Raw genomic sequence first — 24,411 nt, 5'->3', positions numbered from 1 at the left:
ACTGGGGCACCCCAAGAATGCGTGAGAGAGCGCGTGCTGTCCCTGCGTAACAACATCCCAGCAAAGCGGAGCAGGCTCACGGAGCGTTTGACGCGAAGCTCTTCTGGAAGGCCTCTCCCAGGCAGACGTTGATCGCGCGCGTGAGAAGGGTGGACCAGTCATCCTCCTTGTTCTTGTGCTCGGCAAGCCATGCATGGATGTGGGGGTGTTTCTTCCATCGTTCGGCCCAGGTGGAGGCGGGTGGCGGGGCTTTTTCACGCGCCCAGGTGACGACCTGCTTCGCCTGTGCCGCCGTCGCGAGCAGGCGCTCGGCCTCCGGAGAGGGCGCGGCATCGACGCCAGCAGCGCCGAGCAGGCTGAGCAAGGCCTTCTCCAGGAGGTGCTCCTCGTCCTTCAGCAGTGCGGCAAGCTCCGCATGGGCGCGCTGCCCGAGCATTCCAAGAAGGATGAACGCGATGCCCGCATGGAGAGGCTTGAAGTGCCTGGCCTGGCGCACGATGGGATTGAGCGGCACCTGTGCCGAGGACGTGGGCTTGATGCGGAGATGGGACACGAGTGCCGTCGCCACCACCCAGCGAAGGTCGTGGGCATCATCCCGCTGGCCCGCCATGCTCAGCTGTTCGAGCGCCCTCGCGAAGCTCAATGCTACCCGTCCGTCGTCGAGCCTCTCGAGGAAGTCCAGCAGGAGGCTGTGTACGTTCACGTCTCGATTCGAGGTGAGGCCTCCCTCCACGAAGCTCAAGAGCCGGGTGAGCTCTGCTGGAGGATGAGGGCTCCACGCGACGAGCAGCCGCGCCGCCTCGCGCGCGATATGGTGCTCTGCGTGTTCGAACCTCGTGTCCATGTTCGAGTCGTGGCTGTCACTCAGCAGCTCGAACAGCGCGTCTCGGCCCTCGTCCCAGCGTCCTTCACCGATGGCCTTGGCGCACGCGAAGCGCACCGTGTTGCTCTCGTCCTTGCTGCGCGGAATGATTCTCGCTCGCTCGTCCGATGTCGCGGACGGGGCGAGGACTCTCACCGCGGACGCTCGGACCTGCGAGTCGACATCCGAGAGCGCGTTGCGAAGCAGCAACCGCGCCTCGGGTGAGGCGTCGAACCGAAGCGCCCTGACGCCCGCCACACGGACGTCCACTTCGTGATGCACGAGCGCCTTCCTGGCTTCTTCCAGGACTGGGGCACCCGTCGCGGCGAGTGCGAGGACACTGGCGCGCCCCAGGTTCTCGTCCAGCCGCTCCGCCCAGCGTCGGAGGCGGGCGAGGTCCTCGGGGGGCAGCGTGGCGAACTTCTCTTTCGATTCGTCGTCCGCCAGGGCGCGCGCGCAGGCCGTGATGACCCGCTCGAGATCTGTCCCCAGCGAGTCCTCGAAAATCCGCCAATGGCTCTCCCGGGATTTGTCGGTCCCGCGGGCGGCGAGCATGTGGACGGCGAGCAGGACGGCGGCACGCCGCTCCTCGGTCCATCCTCCCGCCGCCGTTCGGAGGTGGGGCTCTACCTCCTCAGGGGAGGCAATGACCCTCAGCGCACTGATGCCGTCTCCAAGCAGCCTGGGCGCGGTGGTCTCGAGACTCGCGACCACCTTCGGGACAAAAGCGGTGGCCTTGAGCTCCCTGAGAACCCACCATGTGGTCAGAGGGGCGGACTTGTGAGTCGCCGAATAGAAGTCCGAGAGTTCGTTGTCCGGGATTGGAGCGGGGTCGTTTCGAAGCGCGTCGCCCCAGGCCATCATCAGATCCCTGCTGCGAGGGTGTTCGAGGATCCACTGGTAGCCCATTCGCTGTCGTCGGAGCTTCACGTACCTTTCGAGCGCGGTCGCGGCCACCGAGAAGTGCTCCCAGCCGCTCTCCTGCACATGCTCGGCATGAGCGTCTCCTAGGACGCCCTGTCTGGCCCTCCGGAGTTCCTCGGCGTCGACCCACTCCTCGGCTGCATGCCGATCAAGTGCTCCAAGGATGACTGTGAGCACCTCGTCGTACGGTGGCGCAGTCCCAGCGAGCGCGCCGTGGACCAGATCCGTCGAAGCCCAGGTCGCGAGCCTGAGCCCACGTCTCAAGGCATCCAGGTACGACTCGGTCAGGGGCCCCGTGAGTTCGACGGACCATTGGATGAGCTCCTCATTGAGATCGAAATCCCCCATCGGCAATACGTGGCGGATGTAGAGGTCGAGCACCCGCCTGGCGTCCGGCGACTCAAGCACTGCGACACGCTGTCGTTCATCCCACTGGGGAGGTTCCCAATGCCCCAGTCCCCACGCGTGCGGGGATTGGGTCCTCTGGGTCAACGCCAGAATCAACGCGTGGATCGGCCCTCCCTCCAGCCACTCCATCGCGGCTCGGATGTACTCAGAGAATTCTCGACGGTCTCCCGCGCCCAGGAGCCGCGCGAGCACATGTCGCTGGAGGGCGGTCTTCACGTCGCTCGATAGAATCCCGCGACGCGACGCAGGGAGTTTCTCGTAGAGCTTCAGCGCCCCAGCCGCGTCCCCGGCCGCGCACAGCTGGTCCAGCAATCGCGACAGGAGGTGGTCCGCCTCATCTGGCTCCGAGCTGAGCAGTCTCTCGAGCCCGCTGACCGTCGTGGGGTGCGCCCGGTAGCGGCCCTCCGCTTTGTCCTCCACCTCGAGCCATCCGGCGGTCTCCATCCAGCCAATGAGCTTCTGCATCGGAGGCGGACTGTCGGCACCATTCTGGACCTGCTTCGCCAGCGCCAGGGCCTCGCTTGCCTTGAAGAGCGTCTCTGATCCCACGAGGGCCCACAGCAGGAGGGCGGGGCGCGTCGCCCACTCGAGTTCCCGAAGCTCGCCTTGAAGTGTCGCGCCCAGCTCCTCGACCTGCGCTTTGTGCAGAAGCTGGCTGAGGTTGATCTGCTCCTCGGTCTTCGCGGACCGTAGCCCGGAGATGAAGCGGTCGATGGAGAGGGGGACCTCCAGCCGCTCCACGATCCATTTCTCGTGCGCCGTCACGTAGTCCTGCTGCCAGGGCGTCAAGCTCCTGGCCTTGAGCCGCAGGATGTCCTTGCGTGTCTGCGGGTCGTAGTCGTCGTAGGTCAGTGCCCTGCATCCCTCCACCAGCTCGGAAGGAACACCCTGGCCGTAGGAATCACCGAGGTTCGCCTGGCGCGTCGTGACCAACAGTCTGTGGATGCATCCCTTCGCGGTGACCTGACGGAACAGCTTCGGGAGCTGGGAGCGCCAGCTCACCTGTGGCTTCACTTCGTCGATGCCCCAAGGGTCCTCAAGATAGAAAAGGACGGGGGTTCGCTCCTGGAGCCCTTCGAGAACCTGCCCTGGCGTCTCCACCCTGCGGACCTCATACGGCTCCGCGCGGGTCCGGTAGTGGTACATCAGCATCCGCGCGAACAGCGTCTTCCCGCTGCCGGGAGGTCCAGCGATCAGCAGCCGGTGCTCCTTGTCCAGCACCTGCTCCATCAGCGAGTAGACGCGAGGCGCGACGAAGGTCTCCATGTCCTCGGTGAGGACGGGGACGTCCTGTGGACCCGCGGTGAGGCTCAGCGGAGGACGCAGCCGCAGGGGTGCCCCGCGCAGGTAGAGCACCGGGGTGAAGGCTTCGCGAAACCGCGTACGCTGCTGGACGAAGAGTTGCTTGCGCGCGGCCTGCGTGGCCACCGCGATGTCCTCGCCCTGGGCCAGGGACTTGTAGAGGCTCTGGGAGAAGATGGGCGCGCTGGTATCCAGGAGCTTGTACTGCATCGCGATGACGGCCGGGATGCGTGCCTCGACCAGGCGCTGACCGACTCCGGAGAACGCTCTGCGCTCGTCTGTCTGGGCGGACTCGCATGCGGTCAGGACCACCAACCCGAGCCGACCGTAGCCCTTCACGATTTCCCCAAGCTCGCGCTCGGGCACCCAGTCCACATCTCCGCTGTCGGTCGAGAGCGCGAGGGAGCCCTCACGCCCGAGCTTGTCGTATCTCCCGTGTCCCATGAAGTGGAGCACGCCCGGCAGTTCGCGGGCGAGCACCTCATTCATGCGCCCTCGGGTGATGCCGGTGTGGATGGACAGCCTGGGGGGCGCGCCTCTGCCAGAGGCGAGTGCCTCTCGGACGCGCTGCTGCTCCGCCTCCGTGTCGAGGGACTCGACGTCTCTCGGGGTCGACGCGACGACGGCCATGTCCAGCGACGGCATCGGCAGATTGGGTGGCAGCGGACTGGGGACGACCCGGTAGAGCGTCTTGTTCGGGGAGGTGGCGAGGAACTCATCCTGGGATGCGTCGAAGAGCAGCTCCCAGGGGAGCGGCTGCCAGTCTTGCGACATCACGAGCCGGAGCTGGAGCCTTCCGCCCTGCGTGGCCGCAGCCCTCTCCGAGAGCCCATGGAGCAACTTGAGCACGGGAGGGCCGAACAGGAAGTCGAACAACGCCCGGCCGACATCCTGATGCGTGCCGTCGCTCGCTCGGCGCAGCTCGATGGCCTTCAAGCTCCCGTCAATCTGCCGAAGGAGGTCGGAGCCATCCGGGCGGTGTTCCGCAAAGGTGTCGTCCTGGTCCCGCGCTTCGACCCTGGCGTCATCTCCTACGGTGATCGTCAGAACCAGGGGCCTTTGGGCAGTCATCAACGCGTGCTGTAGCTCCGAGGCGGGCCCCTGGCAAGGCGGTCTCCCGGCCGCCCCGTTCCCAGGTCAGCGCGCGATGGACTCGCAGGGTGTCTTCCGGTGAAGGAGGGTCGCTCGAAAGCCTATCACTAGCTCACGGGAATCGACTGGGCGTGATGGAAGTAGTTGGTCGGGTCCCAGCGGCGCTTCACCTTGACCAGGTTGCGCGGTGCCTGACGGAAGTTCTGGAGGAAGTACAGCCACAGGGCCTGGTCCACGTTGCCCCGGGCATGGGTGCCCAGCACCTCATCCGGGTAGTTGTAGTAGCAGCCGTCCACCGTGCCCGTGGAGTCCCGCGTGGGATTGGGTGTCCCGCCGTACGCCGCGTACACGTCCTTGTAGAAGCCGTTGATCCAGCTCACGTGGGCCTCGGCCTGCTCCCGGAAGGGCGACATCAGGCCCTCGCCGGGCTTGGAGGCGTTGTTCCAGTACGTCTGGTACTGGAGCTTCATCAGTGAGCTGCGCTGGGGCACCGGCGTCGAGTCCGCCGGGTAGCGGTTGATGGCCCCGCCGTAGCTGTCCACCTGCAGCAGGCTCTGCGCCATGTCCGCCTGGGGAATCCCGGCGGGGTAGCGGTGGAGCCACTCGTAGATGGCCGTCACCTGCTCGGCCGGGAACGCCTTCTTCATGTACGCGGACTTGTACTTGCCGAACTGGTTGGGCCCGGAGCCGTTCAGCGTCTGGAGCGCCTCCAGATAGGTGATGTGCTGGGCCTCATCGCTGGCCAGCAGGTGCGTCATCATCCCCGGGTGGCCTCCCAGCGGCCTCACCAGCGGTCTGGACCGGGCGACCTTCGCGAAGCGCTTCTGGATGCGCGCCACGCTGTCCTCCGCGTGCCTGCGGTGCTGGTCATGCTTCGTCCCGGCCGGGGACGTCACCTGCAACACCATGCCCACCTGGCTCGCCGCGACGTGGTTCAACTTGAGCAACGTGAAGTTGCTGTCGGGCAGCGTCGTCACCAGGTCCGCGTACTCCGCGAGCAGGTTCGTGAAGGCCGTCAGGTCCAGGCTGGACCAGTCCCACGCCAGCGTCCACAGCGTGGCGTGGTCCGGTGCGTCCGGGAGCTGCTGGAAGTAGTACCGCGCGATGACCCCGAAGTTGCCGCCGCCCGCGCCGCGCAGGGCCCAGAACAGGTCCTTCTCGTCCGGGTCCGCGCTGGACGCGGAGACATGGCTCAGCTTCCCCCGGCCCGCGGCCGCGTCCCAGGTGACGATGTCCACCGCGCTCAGGTGGTCCACCGTCAGTCCGTGCAGCCGGGACAGCAGCCCGTAGCCTCCGCCGGTGATGTGCCCGCCCGCGCCCACCGAGTAGCAGGAGCCCGCGGGCAGCGTCTTCCCGAACGTGTTGAGCAGCGTGCGGTAGACGGTCCAGTTCTCACAGCCCGCGTCGACGAAGTACGCCTGCCTCGCGTTGTCGAAGCCGACCTGGTTCAACGCGGACATGTCGATGACCGCGGCCGTCTCGTCGTTGTAGACGAAGTTCTCGTAGCAATGGCGGCCGGAGGTGATCTTCACGTTGCGCCCATGGGTCGACAGCGCCTCGTTGACGATGGCGAGCACCTGCTCCGGGTGCGTGGGGACGTAGACAGCCTTCAGGTTCGGCGCGAACCAGCGGCGGTCGAAGCCCTGGCGGTCGCTGAGGATCAGCGGGCGCGTCGGACCTCGGCTCGCCAATGAGAGGTTTTCGACGACGGGGGCAGTGGTCATGGTCCATTCTCCGGGGTGGAGACAGCGTCAACGGCTTGCGACACGAGCCTGGTTCGAGGCGTTCCCAGCAGCTCCGGCGAGCAGACGCGCCATGTTGTCGTGGAGGACCAGGCGGGCCTCCAGCTCGGTGATGAGTGACAGCGGGCCATCCGCGGCGGTGAGGACGTCCACGAAGGCACGCTGGTCCCCCTGCATGCGGAACACGGGCCAGTCCGTGCCGAAGAGGACCTTGTGGTTGATGCCGCGAGCCACCACGCGCCGCAGGGCCTCGTCTGACGACGTCCTCAACAGGCTCTGATAGCCGCTGACATCCAGGTACACGTTGGGCCGGTACGCGCACAGCATGGCGCACTCGTCGGGGTAGCTCACCGAGCCGTGCGCGAGGATGAAGTTGACGGTGGGGAACGAGCGCGCCGCCAGGTCCAGCATCAGCGGCGTCGACGTGTCGAACGCCAGCACCGGTGACGTGGGCCCGATGTGCACCACCACCGGCACGCGGTGGTGCGCGCACAGCTCGTAGTAGGGGAACAGCTCCGGCGCGCTGGGGCTCATCCCGCACGGGGGATACACCTTGAATCCGCTGAAGCCCCACTCCACCAGCGAGCGCTCGAACAGGTCCACTCCGTCCTTCCCCCACCGGGGGTCCACGCCGCCGAACACCACGAGCTTCCCGGGGTGGCGCTTCAGCACCTCGGCGTGCGCCAGGAGGGTCTCCTCGACGGTGAGCGGACAGTCCGTGAGCGCGTAGCTGTAGTCGGCCGCGAGCAGCACCGCGCACTCGATGCCCGCGGCCTCCATCTCCGCCACCAACTGGTCGCAGAGCGGGTCCTGGAGCTTCTGGAGGTAGGCGTTCGCCAGCTTCTGGGGCGTGGCGCGCACGCCCTGCGCGGTGAGGGCCGCGACGCCGTTGGCCACGACGCCGTCGATGAAGGAGCGGGGGATGAACCGCTCCGAGGCGATGTGGCAGTGCGCGTCGATGATGCGCGGTGGAGGGCCTTGCGTCATGCCGACTCCGCCCGAGGGCCGGCCGCGCGGGCCTGTTCGACCAGGCGCCGGCTCATGTCGATGGCATCCCGCACGGTGTGGAGCCGGCCCAGGTCCACATCCGAGGCGAGCTCGTCCAGGGCCACGCCGAAGGTCTCCTCCAGCCGGAACAGCAGGCTCGCCACGCCGAGCGAGTCGATGCCCAGGTCCTTGCGCAGGCTCAGCTCCGGTGTGATCGCCGCCTTGCGGAACCGGCGCGGCACGGCCTGGGCAATCATCGCGATGACCTTCTCCTCGAACGTCGGGTCGCCCGTCATGGTGCTCCTCGAAGTCCTGCGGGGTGCTCAGCTCGCGGCGCGGTCGAGCTGGGTCTGGAAGACGTCGCCGATGCGCTTGCGGTCCAACTTCAGATTCGGGCGCAGAAGCCCGTTCTCCCGCGTGAAGGCCTCCTGCGCGAACACCACGCGCCCCACGCGCAGCGACTGCCGCTGTCCTCCCACTTCCTCCACGTGGCGCTCGATGCGGCGCTTCGCCTCCACGTCGTCGGGGTTCTTGGGGAGCACCACCGCGACCAGGCACGTCAGGGTGCCGCCGCCGAACACCACGGACTTGGCCACCTCCGGGCAGCGGTCGATCTCCGCCTCCACCAGCTCCGGATGCACCTTCTCCCCGCCCGAGGTGATGATGATCTCCTTCTTGCGGCCCACCAGGTACAGGTAGCCCTCCGCGTCGAAGCGCCCCACGTCACCCGTGGCCACGCGGTTGCCGCCGATGAAGGTCTTCTCGTTCTCTCCGTCCGCGCACTCGAAGTAGCCGGTCGCGTACATGTGCTCGCGGTGGACGATGATCTCCCCATCCGGCGCCAGCTCCACCTTGGGACCCGGGAGCAGCCGGCCCACGCTCCCCAGCCGGTGGGCCTCGGCGGTGTTGAGGGAGACCGAGCCGCACTCGGTGACGCCGTAGGTCTCGAAGACGGGCAGGCGCATCAGCTCGAGCAGCTCCAGCGTGGAGCGCTTGGTGGGGGCCATCCCCGTCACCATGAAGCGCATGCGTCCACCGAGCGTCTCGTGGACCTCGCGGAAGATCCTCCGGGCCAGGGCGTCGCGCGCGGACCGGGAGGGCAGACGCCGGGCGATTCCTCCGAGGACCCGGGCCAGCAGCTGCTTCGAGCGGGGCAGGTTGCCGAAGCGGGTCTCGATCGCTTCGTAGAGCGTGGGCGGGGCCACCAGCGCGGTGGGCCGCAGCTCCTTCATCGCGCGGAACAGGTGGACGGGCTCCGTGACGATGAGGTCGAACCCGTACCAGAACGCCGCGTAGTACATCAGCCGCTGCTGGAAGTTGGAGATGGGCAGGAACAACAGCATCGAGTCATCGGAGCGGGTCCTCGCCGCGCGGACGAAGGCGTCCAGGCTCTCCTCGACCCCCCGGCGGTTGAGGACGAGCCCCTTCAGCCACCCCGAGGAGCCCGACGAGAAGACGAGCCAGGGCTGGTCGAAGCCCTCCGGGGGTGGCTCGGTGCCTCGCTCGATGGCGCGCACGCCGTCGTTGGGGCCATCGAGCGCGGCGAGGGCGGCGTTCGTGTGTCCCTCCCGTTGCCTTCCAGGGACCAGGAGCAAGGAGAGCTGGTAGCGCTCGAGCAGCTCGTCGGGAGGTCTCGCGGCGAAGTCGTCGGGGAACGCGACGGTGACGGCGCGAAGCTCGAGCAGCGCCAGGTCGTGGACCAGCCACTCGTAGCAGTTCGGTGCCCGGAGGCCCACGCGCATGCCTGGGCGGATGCCCCAGCGCTCCAGCGCGGCCCTCGTCGTCACGACGTCCTCGTGCACCTGCGCGTGGCTTCGGCGGACGACCTTGCCCTTCTCGAAGGTGATGACCTCGCGCGAGGGATGCTCCAGCAGGCGGGGCAGCATCCGACGCACGTCGATGGCGTCCATCGGCGTCTCCTCGTTCCGGGCGTGGCTCATGGGCCTTCCTCCTGGAGCGCCGCCCACTGTCGTTGGGCCTCCTCGGCGGGGAGCGCCTCCAGCTCCGCGAGCAGCAGGGCCACCTCGTCCTCACTCGCTGCATCCGCACGGGTCTGGACGATGACCACCGCGAGCCGCTCGACGGTGGGCGCCTCGAACACGCGTCGCAGGGGCAGCTCCGTCCCCAGCTCACCGCGGATGCGGGACACCAGTCGGGTCGCGAGCAGCGAGTGGCCTCCCAGCTCGAAGAAGTCGTCGTGGACGCCCACGCGCGCGACTCGCAGCAGCTCCGTCCAGAGCTTCGCCAGGGCCTCCTCCACGGGCGTCCTCGGCGCGACGAAGCGGTCCGCGCTCGCGGGCAGGACCTCGTCGGAGTCGGGCAGGGCGCGCCGGTTGAGTTTGCCGGTGGGCGTGAGAGGCAGGGCGTCCATCCGCACGAACGCAGACGGCACCATGTGCTCGGGCAGCGAGGCTCCGAGCCAGGCGCGCAGCTCGCTTGCGGCGAGGTCGCGGGCGTCCACCGTCTGGAAGAAGGCCACCAGCCTGGGGCGTCCTTCTCCATCGGGCCGGGTCGTCACCGCGGCCTCCTTCACCGCCGGGTGTTGCCGCAGCCGTGCCTCGACCTCGCCGGGCTCGACCCGATGGCCGCGAATCTTCACCTGCTCGTCCACGCGCCCCAGGAACTGGACGGTGCCGTCGCGCAGATAGCGTGCTCGGTCGCCTGTGCGGTACAGGCGCTCGCCGGGCCGGGATGGATCGGGCGGGCCGGGGATGAACTTCTCCGCCGTCGCGACGGGGCGGCCCAGGTATCCGCGCGCGAGCATCATCCCGCCGAGGTGCAGCTCACCTGGGACTCCCACGGGGACCTGTTGTCCCCAGCGGTCCAGCACGTGGAGCGTGGCGTTGGGGATGGGGCGTCCGATGGCGGGGAGCGCGGGCCACGACGCGGGAGGCCCTTCCAGCGTCAGCTCGCTCACCACGTGGGTCTCCGATGGACCGTATTGGTTGTGCAGCGTGGCCTGGAGGCGCGAGAACAGGTGGGCGATGGACGGAGTGATCTGGAGCTGCTCGCCCGCGGTGATGACCTCGCGCAGGCTGGCGGGGGTGCCACCCAGCTCCCGGGCCCGGTCCGCGAGCTGCTGGAGCGCGACGTAGGGGAGGAAGACGCGGTGGATGTCCTCGGTCGCGAGCAGGCGCCACAGCACCTCCGGGTCCCTGCGCTGCTCCTCCGTGACGAGGACCAGCGTGCCGCCCGCGCACCACGTGGAGAACAGCTCCTGGAAGGACACGTCGAAGCTCAAGGACGCGAACTGCAATGTCCTCGCGCCAAGGGGGAGCTGGGAGCGGGCCATCTGCCAGTGGAGCAGATTGACCAGCGGACGGTGCGGCATCGCCACGCCCTTGGGGGTGCCCGTGGAGCCGGAGGTGAAGATGACGTACGCCAGCGAGTCCGGTGACGGTGGTGCCCGTGGCGCGATGGGGCGGAGCGGGGCGGTGTCCTCTTCGTCGCAGTCGATGAGCCGGGCGAGGTCGACGGGGAGCCGCTCGCGTGTGCCCCGGTGGGTGAGCACCACGGGCACCTTCGCGTCGGTGAGCATGAAGGCGAGTCGCTCCTTCGGGAACCCGGGGTCCAGGGGCAGGTACGCGGCCCCGGAGCGCAGGACGGCGAGCACCGCCACCACCATCTCCAGCGAGCGCTCCAGGCAGATTCCGACGACGACCCCAGGCCCGGCGCCGAGTCCACGCAGGCGTGTGGCCAGGGCCTCCGAGCGTTCATCGAGCTCGCGGTAGGTCAGGGCGCGGGGGCCGAGGAGGACGGCTCGCAGGTCCGGGGTGCGCTCGGCCTGCCGCGCGAACAGCTCGTGCACGCACAGGTCCGGCGCGGGCGTACGGGGCGGATTCCAGCGCGCCAGCGCGGCCTGTTCCGCCGGGTCCAGCATGGAGAGCCGCGCGACGGGGAGGTCCGGTGTGGCGAGCGCGGAGGCGAGGAGGTTGCGCAGGTGGGACGCCATCCCGGCGATGGTCTCCGGGTCGAACAGGTCCGAGTTGTACTCGAGGCTCGCCTGGAGGGACTCCGAGGTCTCCGCGACGAACAGGATGAGGTCGAACTTGGCGGTGCCCGTGCCCATCGCGGGGGCACCGGAGGCCAGTCTCGCGCCCTCCGCGGACAAGGGTCGCCCCGTGTTCTGCAGGGCGAGCATCACCTGGAACAGCGGGTTGTACGCGAGGTTGCGTCCGGGGTTCAGCTCCTCGACCAGCTTCTCGAAGGGCAGGTGCTGGTGCGCGTAGGCGCCGAGCGACACCTCGCGGACGCGTGCGAGCAGTTGCCGGAAGCTCTCCTCGCCGGTGACGCGGGTTCGCATGGGGAGCGTGTTGGCGAAGAAGCCGATCATCCCCTCCAGCTCGGGACGCACCCGGTTCGCGATGGGGGAGCCGACCACCAGGTCGTCCTGCCCCGAGTAGCGGTGGAGCAGCAGGTTGAACGCCGCGAGCAGCCCCATGAACAACGTGCAGCCCTCGGCCTGGCAGAAGCGCAGCAGGGCCGTGGAGGGCAGGGTGAAGGGATGGAGGCCGCCTCGGAAGACCTGGACCGGAGGACGCGCCCTGTCCGTGGGCAGCGACACCACGGGCGGCGCGCCGCGCAGGTGCTCCTTCCAATAGGCGAGCTGACGTTCGAGCACGGAGCCCGTCAGCCACTGTCGCTGCCAGGCCGCGAAGTCCGCGTACTGGAGCTCCAGCGGAGGCAGCGATGCGGGTGTGCCCGTCCGGCCCGCTTCGTAGAGGACGCTCAGCTCACGGAAGAGCACGTCGGCCGACCAGGCATCGGCCACGATGTGGTGCACGGTGAGGAGCAGGACGTAGTCGTTGTCCGCGAGGTGCAGGAGCCGGGCGCGCAGCAGCGGGCCGCGTGAGAGGTCGAAGGGATGCTGCGCTTCGAGGGCGGCGAGTCGTTGGGCCTCGTGTTCTCGCGTGGCCTCGGGCCAGGCGCGCAGGTCGACGACTGGCAGGGCGACACTGCCTGGGGGCGCGATGACCTGGACCGGTTGTTGGTCCATCACGGTGAACGTGGTGCGGAGCGACTCGTGCCGGAGCACGAGGGCGTTCAGGCTCCCCTGGAGCGCGGCCACGTCGAGGGGGGCCCGAATCCGGAAGGAGGTGGGGATGTTGTAGAAGGCGCTGTTGGGTTCGAACTGGTCGAGGAACCAGAGGCGCTGCTGCGCGAAGGAGAGCGGGAGCGGGCGGTCCCTGGGCGCGGGGCGGATGGGGGGAGGACGGCCGGAGTCGTGGCCGAGTCGCTCGATGGTTCGCGCGAGCTGCGCGATGGTGGGCGCCTCGAAGAGCTGACGCAGGGGCAGGTCCACGCCGAACGCATCGCACGCGCGTGCGACCACCTGGGTCGCGAGCAGGGAGTGCCCACCCAGGCGGAAGAAGTCGTCGTGGATGCCCACGCGCTCCAGGCTGAAGGCCTGGGCCCAGATGCGGGCGAGAGTTTCCTCCACGGGGGCTCGCGGTGCCGCGTAGGGCGCCGCCGAGGCACCGGCGGTGTCTCGACGTTCGAGCTCGATCAGCAGGGCTCGGCGTGCGTGCTCCTCTGTGGGGGCACGTGGCAGTGCGTCCAGGAAGAGGAAGGAGTCGGGCAGGGCGGAGTCGGGGAGTCGGTCCTCGAGGTGTTGTCGGAGGGCTTCGCGTTCGGAGGACGGGGCGACCACGGCGGCCACCAACTGCGAGCCCGGCCGGATGACGACCGTGGCTTCCGTCACCTGGGGATGCGCACGCAGGGCCTGTTCGACTTCGCCCAGTTCGAGGCGTGTTCCGCGATGCAGGTGTCGCCCATCACGTCGACCCACCCACTCGAGCCCTCCGTCGGGCAAGCGACGCACGAGGTCTCCCGTTCGCACCAGGTTGTCGCGGGGGAAGGTGCGCTCGGGTGAGGAGAGATATCCGGAGGCGAGATGCTCACCCGAGACGTACAGGTCCCCGACGAAGCCCGAGGGAACGGGAGACAGGGCTTCGTCGAGCAGGTGCAGGGTGATGCCCGCCACGGGTGTACCGATTCGGGTGACGGGGCGCTCGGAAGGAGAGGGCGCTGCCACGGGACGGAGCGCGGCGATTCCGCCGACTTCTGTCCAGCCGTACACGTGGAGGACGCGACTGAGGACGTCGGGAGGAAGCGAGCTCGTCAGCAGGGCCTCCTCGTCGGGGCCGCCGGTCCACAACACGAGTCGAAGGGAGCGGAGGGACCAGGGGAACTCACGGCCCAGCTTCACGAGCATGGGCGTGGTCAACGCGATGACGGAGACCGAGTGCTCGCGCAGATGCATGGCCAGCTTGCGCGGAGTCAGGCTTCGCCCGCCTGACAGAGGCGCGAGCCGGGCACCGGCGGCGAGCGCGCCCAACAGGAAGAAGGGCGCGGCTTCGTCCCACGTCCCTTCGGGGAAGGAGAGGCAATCGTCGGGGCTCAGCCTCAGGTCAGGCAGTCGACATGCCGCCGCGAGGGCCGCGTGGCTCATCACCACGCCCAGCGGCCGGCCCTCGGGACCTGGACGAGGCAGGACGCAGGCAAGCCCATCGAGCGTTGTCGCTTCAAGAGAGCCAGCACCCAGCGGTGGGGCCGCGGGGCCTGGACGTGGCAGGGCGCGAGCGAACCCGTCGCGAATCGTAGGGATGGGATCGTCTTCTTTCGCTGGTGCGAATCCAGCGGAGCGCGTCCCAGCCGCGAGAGGTGCCATGTCACCGGTGGGGGGCGCATCAGCGCTCAGGCAATGCTCCAGGAGGATGTGCTGTCCAGGGAGCCCCTGCAGCCGTGCGGCCTGATGTTGCTGGCAGAGGATGTGCGACGGGCGCAGCGCCTCCACGGTGGCGGCCAGTCGAGACGCGGGCTCGCTCGTGTCGAGCGGGATGAACGCTCCTCCTGCGCACAGCACACCGAGATGGGCCACCACCAGCTCCGGCGATGGCTCCACGAAGAGCCCCACCAACATTCCCGGCGAGACTCCCTGTGTCCGCAGCGCTCGGGCCACCAGGTCCGCGCGGTGGACCAGCTCGCCGTAGCTCAGCGCGTCCTCACCGGTCTGGACCGCGACGGCCTCCGGGTGGCTCATCGCTCTCGCGGACACCTGCTCGTGAACACGTTCGACGCTCGACCGGACCGGCACCTCCGGCAACGGCTGCGCTGCCTCGACTCGTCGCCGCGCCTCGGCGTCCAGCAGCGGCAACGACGCCGTCGTCCGGTCCGGTTCCTCCGCGATGCCCCACAGCAGCGCGTGGAAGCAACTCGCGAGGCGGGCGATCATCTCGCCCTCGAACAGGTCCAGGTTGTACTCGAAGAACGCGTGAGCCCCGGCCTCCGCCTCCGTCACGCAGAGGGTCAGGTCGAACTTGGCCGTGCCGCTCGAATACAACGGCGGCGTGTCGGATGCCGGTGCCCGGCTCGCATCACGAGGCCCCGTGTTCTGCAGGACGAACATCACCTGGAACAACGGGTTGTGACCCAGGTTGCGCTCGGGGCGGAGCTCCTCGACGAGCTTCTCGAAGGGCAGGTCCTGATGCGCGAACGCCCCCAGCGTCATCTCCCGGACCCGCCCCAGGAGCTGCCGGAAGCTCGGCGTCCCCGAGAGGTCGGCGCGCAGCACCAGCGTGTTGGCGAAGAAGCCGACCAGTCCCTCCAGCTCCGGACGCATCCGGTTCGCGATGGGCGTGCCGATGCACACGTCCGTCTCACCACTGAGCCGATGGAGGAGGGTGGCGAAGGCGGACAGCAGCAACATGAAGCTCGTCGCCCCCTCCCTCCGACCCAACACCCCCAACCGCTCCATCAGCGCGGGCTCGAGCGAGAAGACGTGATGGCCACCCCGCTGACCCACCACCCGGGGACGCGGTCCATGGGTCGGCAGCGCCAGCAGACCTGGCACCGACGCGAGCTGCTTCCGCCAGTACGCCAGGTGCCCCTCCAGCACCTCTCCGCGCAGCGTCTTCCGCTGCCACGCCGCGAAGTCCACGTACTGGAGCGGCAGCGCCGGGAGCGGCGAGGGACGTCCCGCCGAGAAGGCCTCATACAGCCGCGCCAGCTCGTCGAACAACACCCGCATCGACCAGCCATCCGCGATGATGTGATGCAGCACCAGCACGAGCAGGTGCTCGGTGTCGCTCGACGAGTAGAGCGTCATCCGGAGCAGCGGCCCGCGCTCCAGATCGAACGGTCGCCGACACTCCTCCATGGCCAGTCGCTGCGCCTCCACCGCGCGCGTGGCCTCGTCCTCGCCAGAAGGGCGCACCGCGGACAGCTTCAGCTCCAGCGAAGGCAGGACCCGCTGCACCGGCTCGCCGCGCACCAGGGCGAAGAGGGTGCGCAGGGATTCATGGCGCTGCACGAGCGCATCGAGACAGCGTTGCAGCACCGCCAGGTCGATGGGCCCCGTCAGCCGGGTCACCGCCGGAAGGTTGTACGTCGGGTTTCCAGGCTGGAAACGGTCCAGGAACCACAGCCGCGCCTGCGCATAGGAGAGCGGAGGCTCGGGGCGCGTGCCCTTGTCCCGCAGGGTCCGCGCCAACAGGGCTCTGCGCTCATCCGGCGAGAGCTGGGCGAGGGCGGGAGCGCTCATTTCGCCAGCTCCCCGCGCGCGGCCAGCTCCTCCAACATCGCCGACACCTCCGCGTCCGAGAGGTGGGCGACGTCCGCCAGCTCCGTGTCCCGCTCCAGCTTGGGAATGGCCGAGGCCACCGGCGTCGCCCCCTGTTCCGCCACCACCTTCGCGAGCGCCTCCACGGTGGGCGTCTCGAAGAGCCGGCGCAGCGGCACCTCCACCCCGTAGGCGTCATGGATGCGCGACACCACGCGCGTCGCCAGGAGGGAGTGTCCCCCCAGCTCGAAGAAGTTGTCGTGGACCCCGACGCGCGCGCGGCCGAGCAGCTCGGCGAACACGTGCGCCAGCTTCTCCTCCACCGCGCCACGCGGCGCCACATAGGCCGTCCTCGTCGCCGTATCGAGCTCTCCAGGGAGCGGCAGCGCGCGTCGGTCCAGCTTGCCGTTGGGCAGCAGCGGCAAGGCCTCCAGCGCCACGAAGGCGGTGGGCACCATGTGCTCGGGCAAGGTGCGCGACAGGTGGCGTCGCAGCGCGCCGGGCTGGTCCTCCCCGGGGCCGCTCACCACATAGGCCACCAGCCGCTTGTCGCCCGGCGTCACCTCGCGAGCCATCACCACCGCGTGGCGCACGCGAGGATGCGAGCGCAGCGCCGCCTCCACCTCGCCCAGCTCGATGCGGAACCCTCGAATCTTCTCCTGGTCATCCAGTCGCCCGAAGAAGTCGATGTTCCCATCCGCCCGGAAGCGCGCGCGGTCACCGGTGCGATACAGCCGCTGTCCGGGCTCGGTGCTGAACGGGTCCGGGATGAAGCGCTCCGCGGTCAGCTCGGGGCGCCCGAGGTAGCCGCGTCCCACGCCGATGCCGCCGATGAACAGCTCCCCCGGCAGACCGACAGGAACGGGCCCCAGCGTCGCGTCCAGGATGAACAACCGGGTGTTGTGGATGGGCTTGCCGATGGGCACCCGACCACCACTGCCATTCGGGGGGCACGTCCACGCGGACACCTCCACCGCTGCTTCGGTGGGGCCGTAGAGGTTGTGCAGCTCCGCCCGGAAGCGTGCGTGGAAGCGCGCCTCCAGGTCGGGCGTGACGGCCTCTCCGCTGATGATGACCTGCCGCAGGGTTTCGCAGCGCTCGACACCCCGGTGCTCCAGCAGGACGCGCAGCATCGACGGGACGAAGTGCGCGGCGGTCACCCGTTCAGCGGCCATCAGGTCGATGAGGTAACCCGGGTCGCGGTGTCCTCCGGGCTTCGCGATGACCACGGTGGCGCCCGTCATCAGAGGCCAGAACAGCTCGGTGATCGACACGTCGAAGCTGGTCGGCGTCTTGTGGAGCATCCTGTCGCGCCCATCCAACCGGTACGTCTGGCGCATCCAGGCCAGGCGGTTGGCGATGCCCGCATGGGAGTTCATCGCGCCCTTGGGGCGCCCGGTGGAGCCGGAGGTGTAGATGACATACGCGAGCTGCGCGGGGTGCACGGGCAGCGCAGGGTCGCCGTCCTGTTCGCGAGCCACCTCCGCCCACTCCGTGTCCAGGCGGAGCACGCGGGCACGCGTCCCGGGCAGCGTCGACGCGAGGCTCGCCTGGGTGATGAGCACCGCGGGCGCGGAGTCCTCCAGCATGAAGGCCAGTCGTTCCGAGGGATACTCCGGGTCCAGCGGCACATACGCGCCACCTGCCTGCAGGATGCCCAGCAGCGCGACGAGCAGCTCCGGCGAACGCTCCATGCACACGCCCACCCGGACCTCCGGCCCCACGCCGTGACGCCCGAGGAAGCGCGCGAGCTGGTTCGCGCGGGACACGAGCTCCCGGTACGTCACCCGCTCCAGCCCGGCCATGATCGCCACCGCCTCCGGTGTCCGCGCGGCCTGCGCCACGATGACGCGGTGGAGGAACCCCGGCTCCTCCCGGGACACGGTGGTGTCGTTCCACTCCACCAACAGCCGCCGCCGCTCCTCGTCGCCCAGGAGGGGAAGCCTCGAGATGGGTTGCGCCGGCGCAAGGACGATGGCGTGGAGCAGGGCGAGGAAGTGCGAGCCCATCCGCGTCACCGTCTCCGGCTCGAACAGCTCCGTGTCGTACTCGAACAGCGCGAACGCCCCCCCGCGCGGCGCCTCCGCCACCGACAGCGTCAGGTCGAACTTGGAGGTCGTGGTCGGTACCCGAGGTGCTTCCGGTCCACCGGGAGATGCGCTGCCCTGGGGACGCTCCGCGCTCTGGAACGAGAACATCACCTGGAACAGCGGGTTGCTGCCCAGGTTGCGCTCGGGTTGCAGCTCCTCGACCAGCTTCTCGAAGGGAATGTCCTGGTGGGCGTAGGCGCCCAGCGTCACCTCGCGGACGCGCGCCAGGACGTCCTGGAAGCCGAGCGCGCCCGAGAGCTGGGTCCGCAGCACCAGCGTGTTGACGAAGAAGCCGATCAACCCCTCCAGCTCGGGTCGTCCCCGATTGGCGATGGGCGTGCCGACGACCAGGTCCTCCTGTCCGGTGGCGCGGTACAGGAGGACATCGAAGGCCGCGAGCATCACCATGAACGGCGTGGCCCCGGCGCGCTGGCCCAGGGCCCGGAGCCCGTCATGGAGGTCCGCGTCCAGCGTCACCAGGTGCCCCGCGCCGCGGTGGGCCTGCATCAACGGACGCACCCTGTCCGTCGGAAGCTCCAGCCGAGGCGGCGCCCCCGCGAGCTGCGTCCTCCAATACTCGAGGTGCCGGGTGTAGACGTCGCCGCGGAGCAGCTCCCGCTGCCAATGGGAGTAGTCCGCATACTGGAGCCGCGGCTCCGGCAGGGGCGAGGGCCAGCCCGCGCTGAACGCGTTGTAGAGCGCCCCCAGCTCCCGCAGGAAGACGCCCATGGACCAGCCGTCCGAGACGATGTGGTGCATCGTCACGAGCAGCACGTGGTCTGCCTCCGCCAGCGTCACCAGCGAGACGCGCAGCAGCGGACCCTCGGCGAGGGAGAACGGGCGCAGGGCATCGAGCGCCGCCAGGCGTTGCGCCTCCGCTTCGCGCTGCGCGGCGGGCATCGAGCGCAAGTCGGTGAGGTCCAGCGTCACCTGTCGCGAGGGCGCCACCACCTGCATGGGCTCGCCGTCGACGGCCGTGAAGGTGGTCCGCAGCGATTCGTGGCGGCGGACCAGCTCGTCGAGGCTCTTGCGCAGGGCCTCCACGTTCAGCGCGAAGCCCAGTCGGAGGGGTGAGGGGATGTTGTAGACGGGGCTCGCGGACTCAAACTGGTGGAGGAACCACAGGCGGCGCTGGGCGTATGAGGCGGGGAAGACGAAGGCCTCGCGAAGCTCGGGGACCGCGGGTGATGAGGCCATGGTGGGCGTCACGCGGCTCGTGGGTGCTCACACCCCCGAGGTGGGCGCGTCCTTTCCGACGACGGGGATGGGGATGCGTCGTGCCTGCCTGTCGAGCGGCAGGAGGGCCGGCTCGGTGGACTTCGCGCCGCTGTCTCGCGAGGTGTCGAGCGCCTGCGCCAGCGCGGCCACCGTGGGCCGCTCGAAGAGGGTGCGCAGCGGGAGCTCCACCCCGGCCGCGGCGGACAGCCGGGACACGATGCGGGTGGCCAGCAACGAGTGGCCGCCCAGGTCGAAGAAGTCATCGAGCACGCCGACGCGCTGAAGCTCCAGGACCTCGCCCCACACGCGCGCCACCAGGGCCTCGGTGGCGGTGCGGGGCGCAACCGGCTCCGCGCGTGCGCGGGCGAGCGCATCCCGACTCACGGCTGGAAGCGCACGGCGGTCCAGCTTCCCGTGCGAGGTCCTGGGCAGTGACTCCAGCGGAATGAACGCGGCGGGGACCATGTACTCCGGCAGCGCTCGCCGGAGCGCTCCCCGCAGGTTCGCCGGGTCGACCGTCTGCCCCTCCTTGGGGACGACATATGCGAGCAGGCGCGCGCCATCGGTGCCGGTGCGCTCGGCCACCACCGCGGCGGCCTGCACCTCGGGTCGGCTCAACAGGGCCGCTTCGACCTCCGCGGGCTCAATCCGGTAGCCGCGGACCTTCACCATCTCGTCCGCGCGTCCCACGAAGCACAGGTCGCCCTCGCGCTGACGGCGCACCACGTCGCCGGTGCGGTACATGCGCGCGCCGGGCTCGGTGGAGAAGGGGTCCGGCAGGAAGCGCTCCCCGGTGAGGTCCGGCCGTCGGTGATAGCCGCGCGAGACACACGCGCCCCCCAGGTACAGCTCACCCGGGACGCCGAACGGGACGGGCTCCAGGTTCGCGTCCAGGACATACGTGCGGACCCGAGGCAGTGACCTGCCGATGGGCGGCGTGACCTGGAGGTCCTCGGGGCACAGCGCGCAGGTGCTCCAGATGGAGCCCTCGGTGGGACCGTAGACGTTGAACAGTCGCCGTCCGCGCCCCCAGCGCGTCACCAGCTCCAGGGGACAGGCCTCTCCGCCCACCACCATCATCCGCAGCTCGGGAAGCTCCGCCCAGGGCAGCGCCGCCAGCGAGGAAGGGGGCAGCGTGACAGCGTGGATGCGCTGCTCCTTCAGCAGCTCCAACAGCGGGGCTCCAGGCAGCAGCGCCTTCGTCGGCGCCAGATAGAGCGTCCCACCCGAGCGCAGCGCCATCAGCAGCTCGAACAGCGAGACATCGAAGGTCCACGCGGAGAACTGGAGGATGCGGGCCGAGGGCGGCAGATCGAAGAGGCGCTGCTCGGCCTCGGCCGCGTTGCACACGGTGCGGTGGGCCACCGCCACGCCCTTGGGCCGCCCCGTGGAGCCGGAGGTGTAGATGACATACGCCAGGTTGTCCGGTGTGGCCTGGGGACGCAGGTCGCTCGGGTCCTCCTCCTCCAGCGCGCCCCAGAGCGTGTCCACCGTGAGCCGTGTTCCCGGGAAGGGAGGCAACCGCTCGCACAGCGCCTCCTCCGTCACGAGGAGCCGCGCTCCCGAGTCCTCCAGCACATACGCCATGCGGTCCTGGGGATGTGCCGGGTCCAGCGGGACGTAGACACCCCCGGCCTTCCAGAGGGCCAGCACGACGACGACCAGGTCCGGTGAGCGCTCCAGGCACACGCTCACGGGGACCTCCGGGCCAACGCCCAGCGCACGCAGGCGTCGCGCCAGCTGGTTCGACCGTGCATTGAGCTGGCCATACGTCAGCGTGCGTCCAGGGGACTCCAGCGCGAGCGCCTCCGGGCGGAGCCTCGCCTGTCGCTCACAGAGCTGATGGAGCAGCTCGAAGTCCGGCGCGTCGCCTTCGTCGCGCGGGACGTCGTGTGCCTCGCCATGCGGGCTCATCGAGAGCCGCGAGATGCTCCGCTCCGGATGGGACGCCGCGCTCGCCAGGAGGGCCTGGAGGTTCTCCGCGAGGCTCACCAGGGTGGGCGCGTCGAACAGGCTGGTGTTGTACTCCAGGGCCATGAGCAGCCCGCCGTCCGTCGTCTCCATGGCGCACACGGTGAGGTCGAACTTCGACGTCCCGGCGCTGAACTGCGGCGCGGCGAAGCGGGTGCTCGCCTCCAGGTTCGCCTGCGCGTTCTGCAGGATGAACATCACCTGGAAGAGCGGGTTGTGGGACAGGTTGCGCTCGGGCTGGAGCTCCTCCACCAGGCGGTCGAAGGGGAGCTCCTGATGCGCGAAGGCCTCCAGCGTCACGTCCCGTACGCGGGCCACCAGCTCACGGAAGGTCGGGTCCCCCGACAGGTCCGCGCGCAGGACCAGCGTGTTGACGAAGAAGCCGATCAACCCCTCCGTCTCCACCCGGGTCCGATTGGCGATGGGCGCGCCCACCACCACGTCCGTCTGTCGGCTGTAGCGCTGGAGCAGCACATCCACCGCCGCCAGCAGCGTCATGAAGAGCGTGGCGTTGAGCTCGCGGCCCACGGCGCGAAGCCCCTCCACCGTGGAGGCTTGAATCGGGAAGGTGTACGTGGCGCCTCGGAACACCTGCACCGGAGGGCGCGGCCGGTCCGTGGGCAGGTCCAGCAGGGTGGGCATCCCCGCAAGCCGCTGCTTCCAGTAGGAGAGGTGCCGTCGCAGCACGTCGCCGCGCAGCCAGTCGCGCTGCCACACCGCGAAGTCCGCGTACTGGATGGGAAGCTCCGGGAGCGGTGATGGCTGGCCGGCGCTGAACGCGGCATACAGCGCGGAGACCTCGCGCGCGAGCACGCCCATCGACCAGCCATCCGAGACGATGTGGTGCATGCCCAGCACCAGCACGTGGTCGTCCTCGGCCAGTCGGAAGAGGGTGGCGCGCAGCGGTGGCTCCTCGGTCAGGCGGAAGGGGCGGTGGGCCTCGATGGCGGTGCGTCGCGCGGCCTCCGCTTCTCGCTGCTCGGGGGGAAGCTCGCTCAGGTCGACCACCGGCAACGTGAGCGCGCGGTGCGCCGCCACGCGCTGGGTCGGCTCCCCGTCCTGGAGGACGAACGTGGTCCGGAGCACCTCGTGACGGCGCACCACCTCGCTCAGCGCCTCCTCCAGCCTGGAGGGCCAGAGCAGGCCCCGGAAGCGCGTGGCGAGCGGCAGGTTGTAGAACGGATTGCCCGGCTCCAACTGCTCCAGGAACCACAGCCGCTGCTGCGCGAAGGACAGCGGGGGTGGGCCGGAGTCCCCGGGTCGCCTCGGGATGCGGTCCGGCGCGGCGGTGGGCCTGAGCAGGCGACGCTCCAGCAGGGCGCGTTTCTCGGGCGAGAGGTTGGCGATGCGCTCGCCGACGCGCTGGCTCATCTCACGTGCTCCACTTCTCCGGACAGGCCATCCACCTGGCGCGGGTCCTCGAAGAACCGCTCCATCACCTCGGCCACGAGCGCGGGCCGGTCATAGAGGCAGTAGTGCGTCCCGGCGTGGACCTCCAGGTAGCGTCCGTCGGCAAAGCGCCGAGCCACTTCACAGGCCGCCGCGGACGAGGCCACCCGGTCCAGCTCACCTCCCAACAGCAGCACGGGCGCGCGGACCTCCCGGGCCCGGGCCCGGACGTCATAGGCCCAGAAGTCGATGAGCTGCCGGGCGTAGTCGAGCGTCGACGCCTCCGTCCGGAACGGCGCCAGCACCTCCGTCTCGAGGTCCCGGTTCATCCGGGTGAGGACCTCGGTGGAGTCGGGCGGGTGCGCACTCGCGCGGGTCCGCAGGGAGTTCATTACCGAGGACACCATCGCAGGGCGCCGGTCGAGCATCCGGAACAGCGGCTCCAGCGTCTCCTCGTAGTCGGTGTCCAGCTCCTTCGGGCCGCCGTCGCACTTGAACGACGGATTGAGGAACACCGACGAGACGACGGCGTCCGGGTGCCGGAGGCTGAACTCCACCGCCACCGAGGCGCCGGTGCACCAGCCCACCAGGTGGCAGCGGGAGACACCCTCCGCGTTGAGCACCGCCTCCAGGTCCTTCACCTGGTCCTCGAGGAGCAGAGGGCGCGTCGCTTCCCGTGGCTCCCAGAGCAGGACGCGGCGTCCCTTGGAGAGCAGACGCTCCACCAGCCGCGCCCAGTAGCGCAGGCCCTGTCCCAGCGCATTGAGGATGACCACCGGGGGCTCCCCCATGCCTCCGGAGAGGCACGTCAGCTCCGAGTCGCCACCGACGGCCACTGTCGAGCGTCGCAGCGAGAACCAGAGCGTGTCGACCCGCCGCCGCCGCTCCGCGTGGGCCACGTCCTGGGCCTTCCTCACGGCGCGGAACATCGAGCGCCAGGCCCTGGGCTCCATCGTCAGCGCTCGCGGCTCCACGCCCGCGAAGGCGTAGAGCTCCTCGGAGCCCCGAGGTGGTGACACGTGCAGGTGTCGCTCGAAGTCCCGGAGCCGCAGCTGGAACAGCCGGTCCACGGGCGCCAGGGATTCATGCGGACCGACGGCGAGCAGGCTCAGCCCATACTCCAGGCCCAGGTGCTCGCAGAGCTCCGCGAAGGGAAGGGGCACGGGCGCGACGAGGTCGAGGACGCGGCCTCGGGTGTCGGGACGGCTCGCCAGTCCGCGCGACAGCTTCACGGCGTGGTGGACCGGCAGGACGCTCGGTTGCGCGTCGATGGGGGCGCGCACCCGCAGCGCGTGGTGGTCGAAGTACCCGGGGGCACGCTCCTCGACCTCGTGCTTCAGCGTGTGCAGGGCCGAGAGCAGCGGCAGCAGCCCTTCACTCCAGCCCGTGCCTTCCTCGGAGGGCACGCCCAGCAGGAGCCCCGGGCGGAACAGCCGCCAGGGGATGTCCCGTGCCCCGCACCGCCCTGCGAGCTGACGCTCCAGCTCCTCCGTCGACACGGAGGGTTGGCTCACCAGGTTCAGCTCGCCGATGCGCGAGCGCGGCAACACCTCCAGGGCCGCCGACGACAGACACCACAGCTCGTCCACCGGCGCCTCCCACGCCCCTGGAACGACCCAGCGCAGGCGCGCGGCCAGCAGCTCCTCGCGGACGCCCTCCGACATCGTCGGCGCGAGGTGTCTCGCGGCGTGACGGATGGCCTCCAGGGGCCCCGTGCGGGCTCCCTGGAGCGGCGGGCTCGACACCCCACAATGAACGAGCTCTCCCGGCTCCCGGGGCGACAACAACGCGTCCGCCACCAGGTGGCTGCCGAGGAGGCTCTCCACTCCGAACATCAGCACCGTGCGGCTCACGGAGCGCGCTCGG

At 69.6% G+C, this 24,411-nt stretch carries 9 protein-coding genes; all 9 read right to left on the bottom strand.

Going from position 1 to position 24,411, the window contains the following annotated elements:
- Positions 1-76: 76 nt before the first annotated feature.
- The 9 genes from OWM54_RS00270 to OWM54_RS00230 all read right to left on the bottom strand — a co-directional run bounded on the left by OWM54_RS00270 (position 77) and on the right by OWM54_RS00230 (position 24,398).
- On the bottom strand, positions 77-4,567 hold the full coding sequence (locus tag OWM54_RS00270) for a CHAT domain-containing protein (protein ID WP_267696287.1): 4,491 nt from the start codon (positions 4,565-4,567) through the stop codon (positions 77-79).
- A gap of 128 nt (positions 4,568-4,695) precedes the next feature.
- The gene (locus OWM54_RS00265; protein WP_267696286.1) at positions 4,696-6,312 is read right to left on the bottom strand and encodes an FAD-dependent oxidoreductase; all 1,617 of its coding nucleotides are present in this window, start codon (positions 6,310-6,312) and stop codon (positions 4,696-4,698) included.
- Positions 6,313-6,339: 27 nt separating this feature from the next.
- Entirely contained in the window at positions 6,340-7,317 is a 978-nt protein-coding gene (locus OWM54_RS00260) for an amidohydrolase family protein (protein WP_267696285.1), read from the bottom strand.
- A complete protein-coding gene (locus tag OWM54_RS00255) occupies positions 7,314-7,613 on the bottom strand; it encodes an acyl carrier protein (RefSeq protein WP_046713658.1) in 300 nt (99 codons plus the stop codon). The genes OWM54_RS00260 and OWM54_RS00255 overlap by 4 nt, the downstream gene beginning before the upstream one ends.
- 27 nt (positions 7,614-7,640) lie before the next feature.
- Positions 7,641-9,257, bottom strand: coding sequence for an AMP-binding protein (locus OWM54_RS00250; protein WP_223748743.1), 1,617 nt, complete (start codon positions 9,255-9,257; stop codon positions 7,641-7,643).
- The gene (locus OWM54_RS00245) at positions 9,254-15,859 is read right to left on the bottom strand and encodes a non-ribosomal peptide synthetase (RefSeq protein ID WP_267696284.1); all 6,606 of its coding nucleotides are present in this window, start codon (positions 15,857-15,859) and stop codon (positions 9,254-9,256) included. Before OWM54_RS00245 ends, OWM54_RS00250 begins: the two co-directional genes overlap by 4 nt.
- Positions 15,856-19,164 carry an amino acid adenylation domain-containing protein gene (locus OWM54_RS00240; protein ID WP_267696283.1) on the bottom strand — a complete coding sequence of 1,103 codons (3,309 nt, stop codon included), beginning with the start codon at positions 19,162-19,164 and terminating at the stop codon, positions 15,856-15,858. Before OWM54_RS00240 ends, OWM54_RS00245 begins: the two co-directional genes overlap by 4 nt.
- A 27-nt stretch (positions 19,165-19,191) precedes the next feature.
- Positions 19,192-22,527 carry an amino acid adenylation domain-containing protein gene (locus OWM54_RS00235; RefSeq protein WP_267696282.1) on the bottom strand — a complete coding sequence of 1,112 codons (3,336 nt, stop codon included), beginning with the start codon at positions 22,525-22,527 and terminating at the stop codon, positions 19,192-19,194.
- On the bottom strand, positions 22,524-24,398 hold the full coding sequence (locus OWM54_RS00230; RefSeq protein WP_267696281.1) for an alpha/beta fold hydrolase: 1,875 nt from the start codon (positions 24,396-24,398) through the stop codon (positions 22,524-22,526). Before OWM54_RS00230 ends, OWM54_RS00235 begins: the two co-directional genes overlap by 4 nt.
- Positions 24,399-24,411: the final 13 nt, after the last annotated feature.

The organism is Myxococcus sp. MISCRS1 (assembly GCF_026626605.1).
GTDB classification, from domain to species: domain Bacteria; phylum Myxococcota; class Myxococcia; order Myxococcales; family Myxococcaceae; genus Myxococcus; species Myxococcus fulvus.
This window is presented reverse-complemented; position numbering and strand designations above follow the sequence as displayed.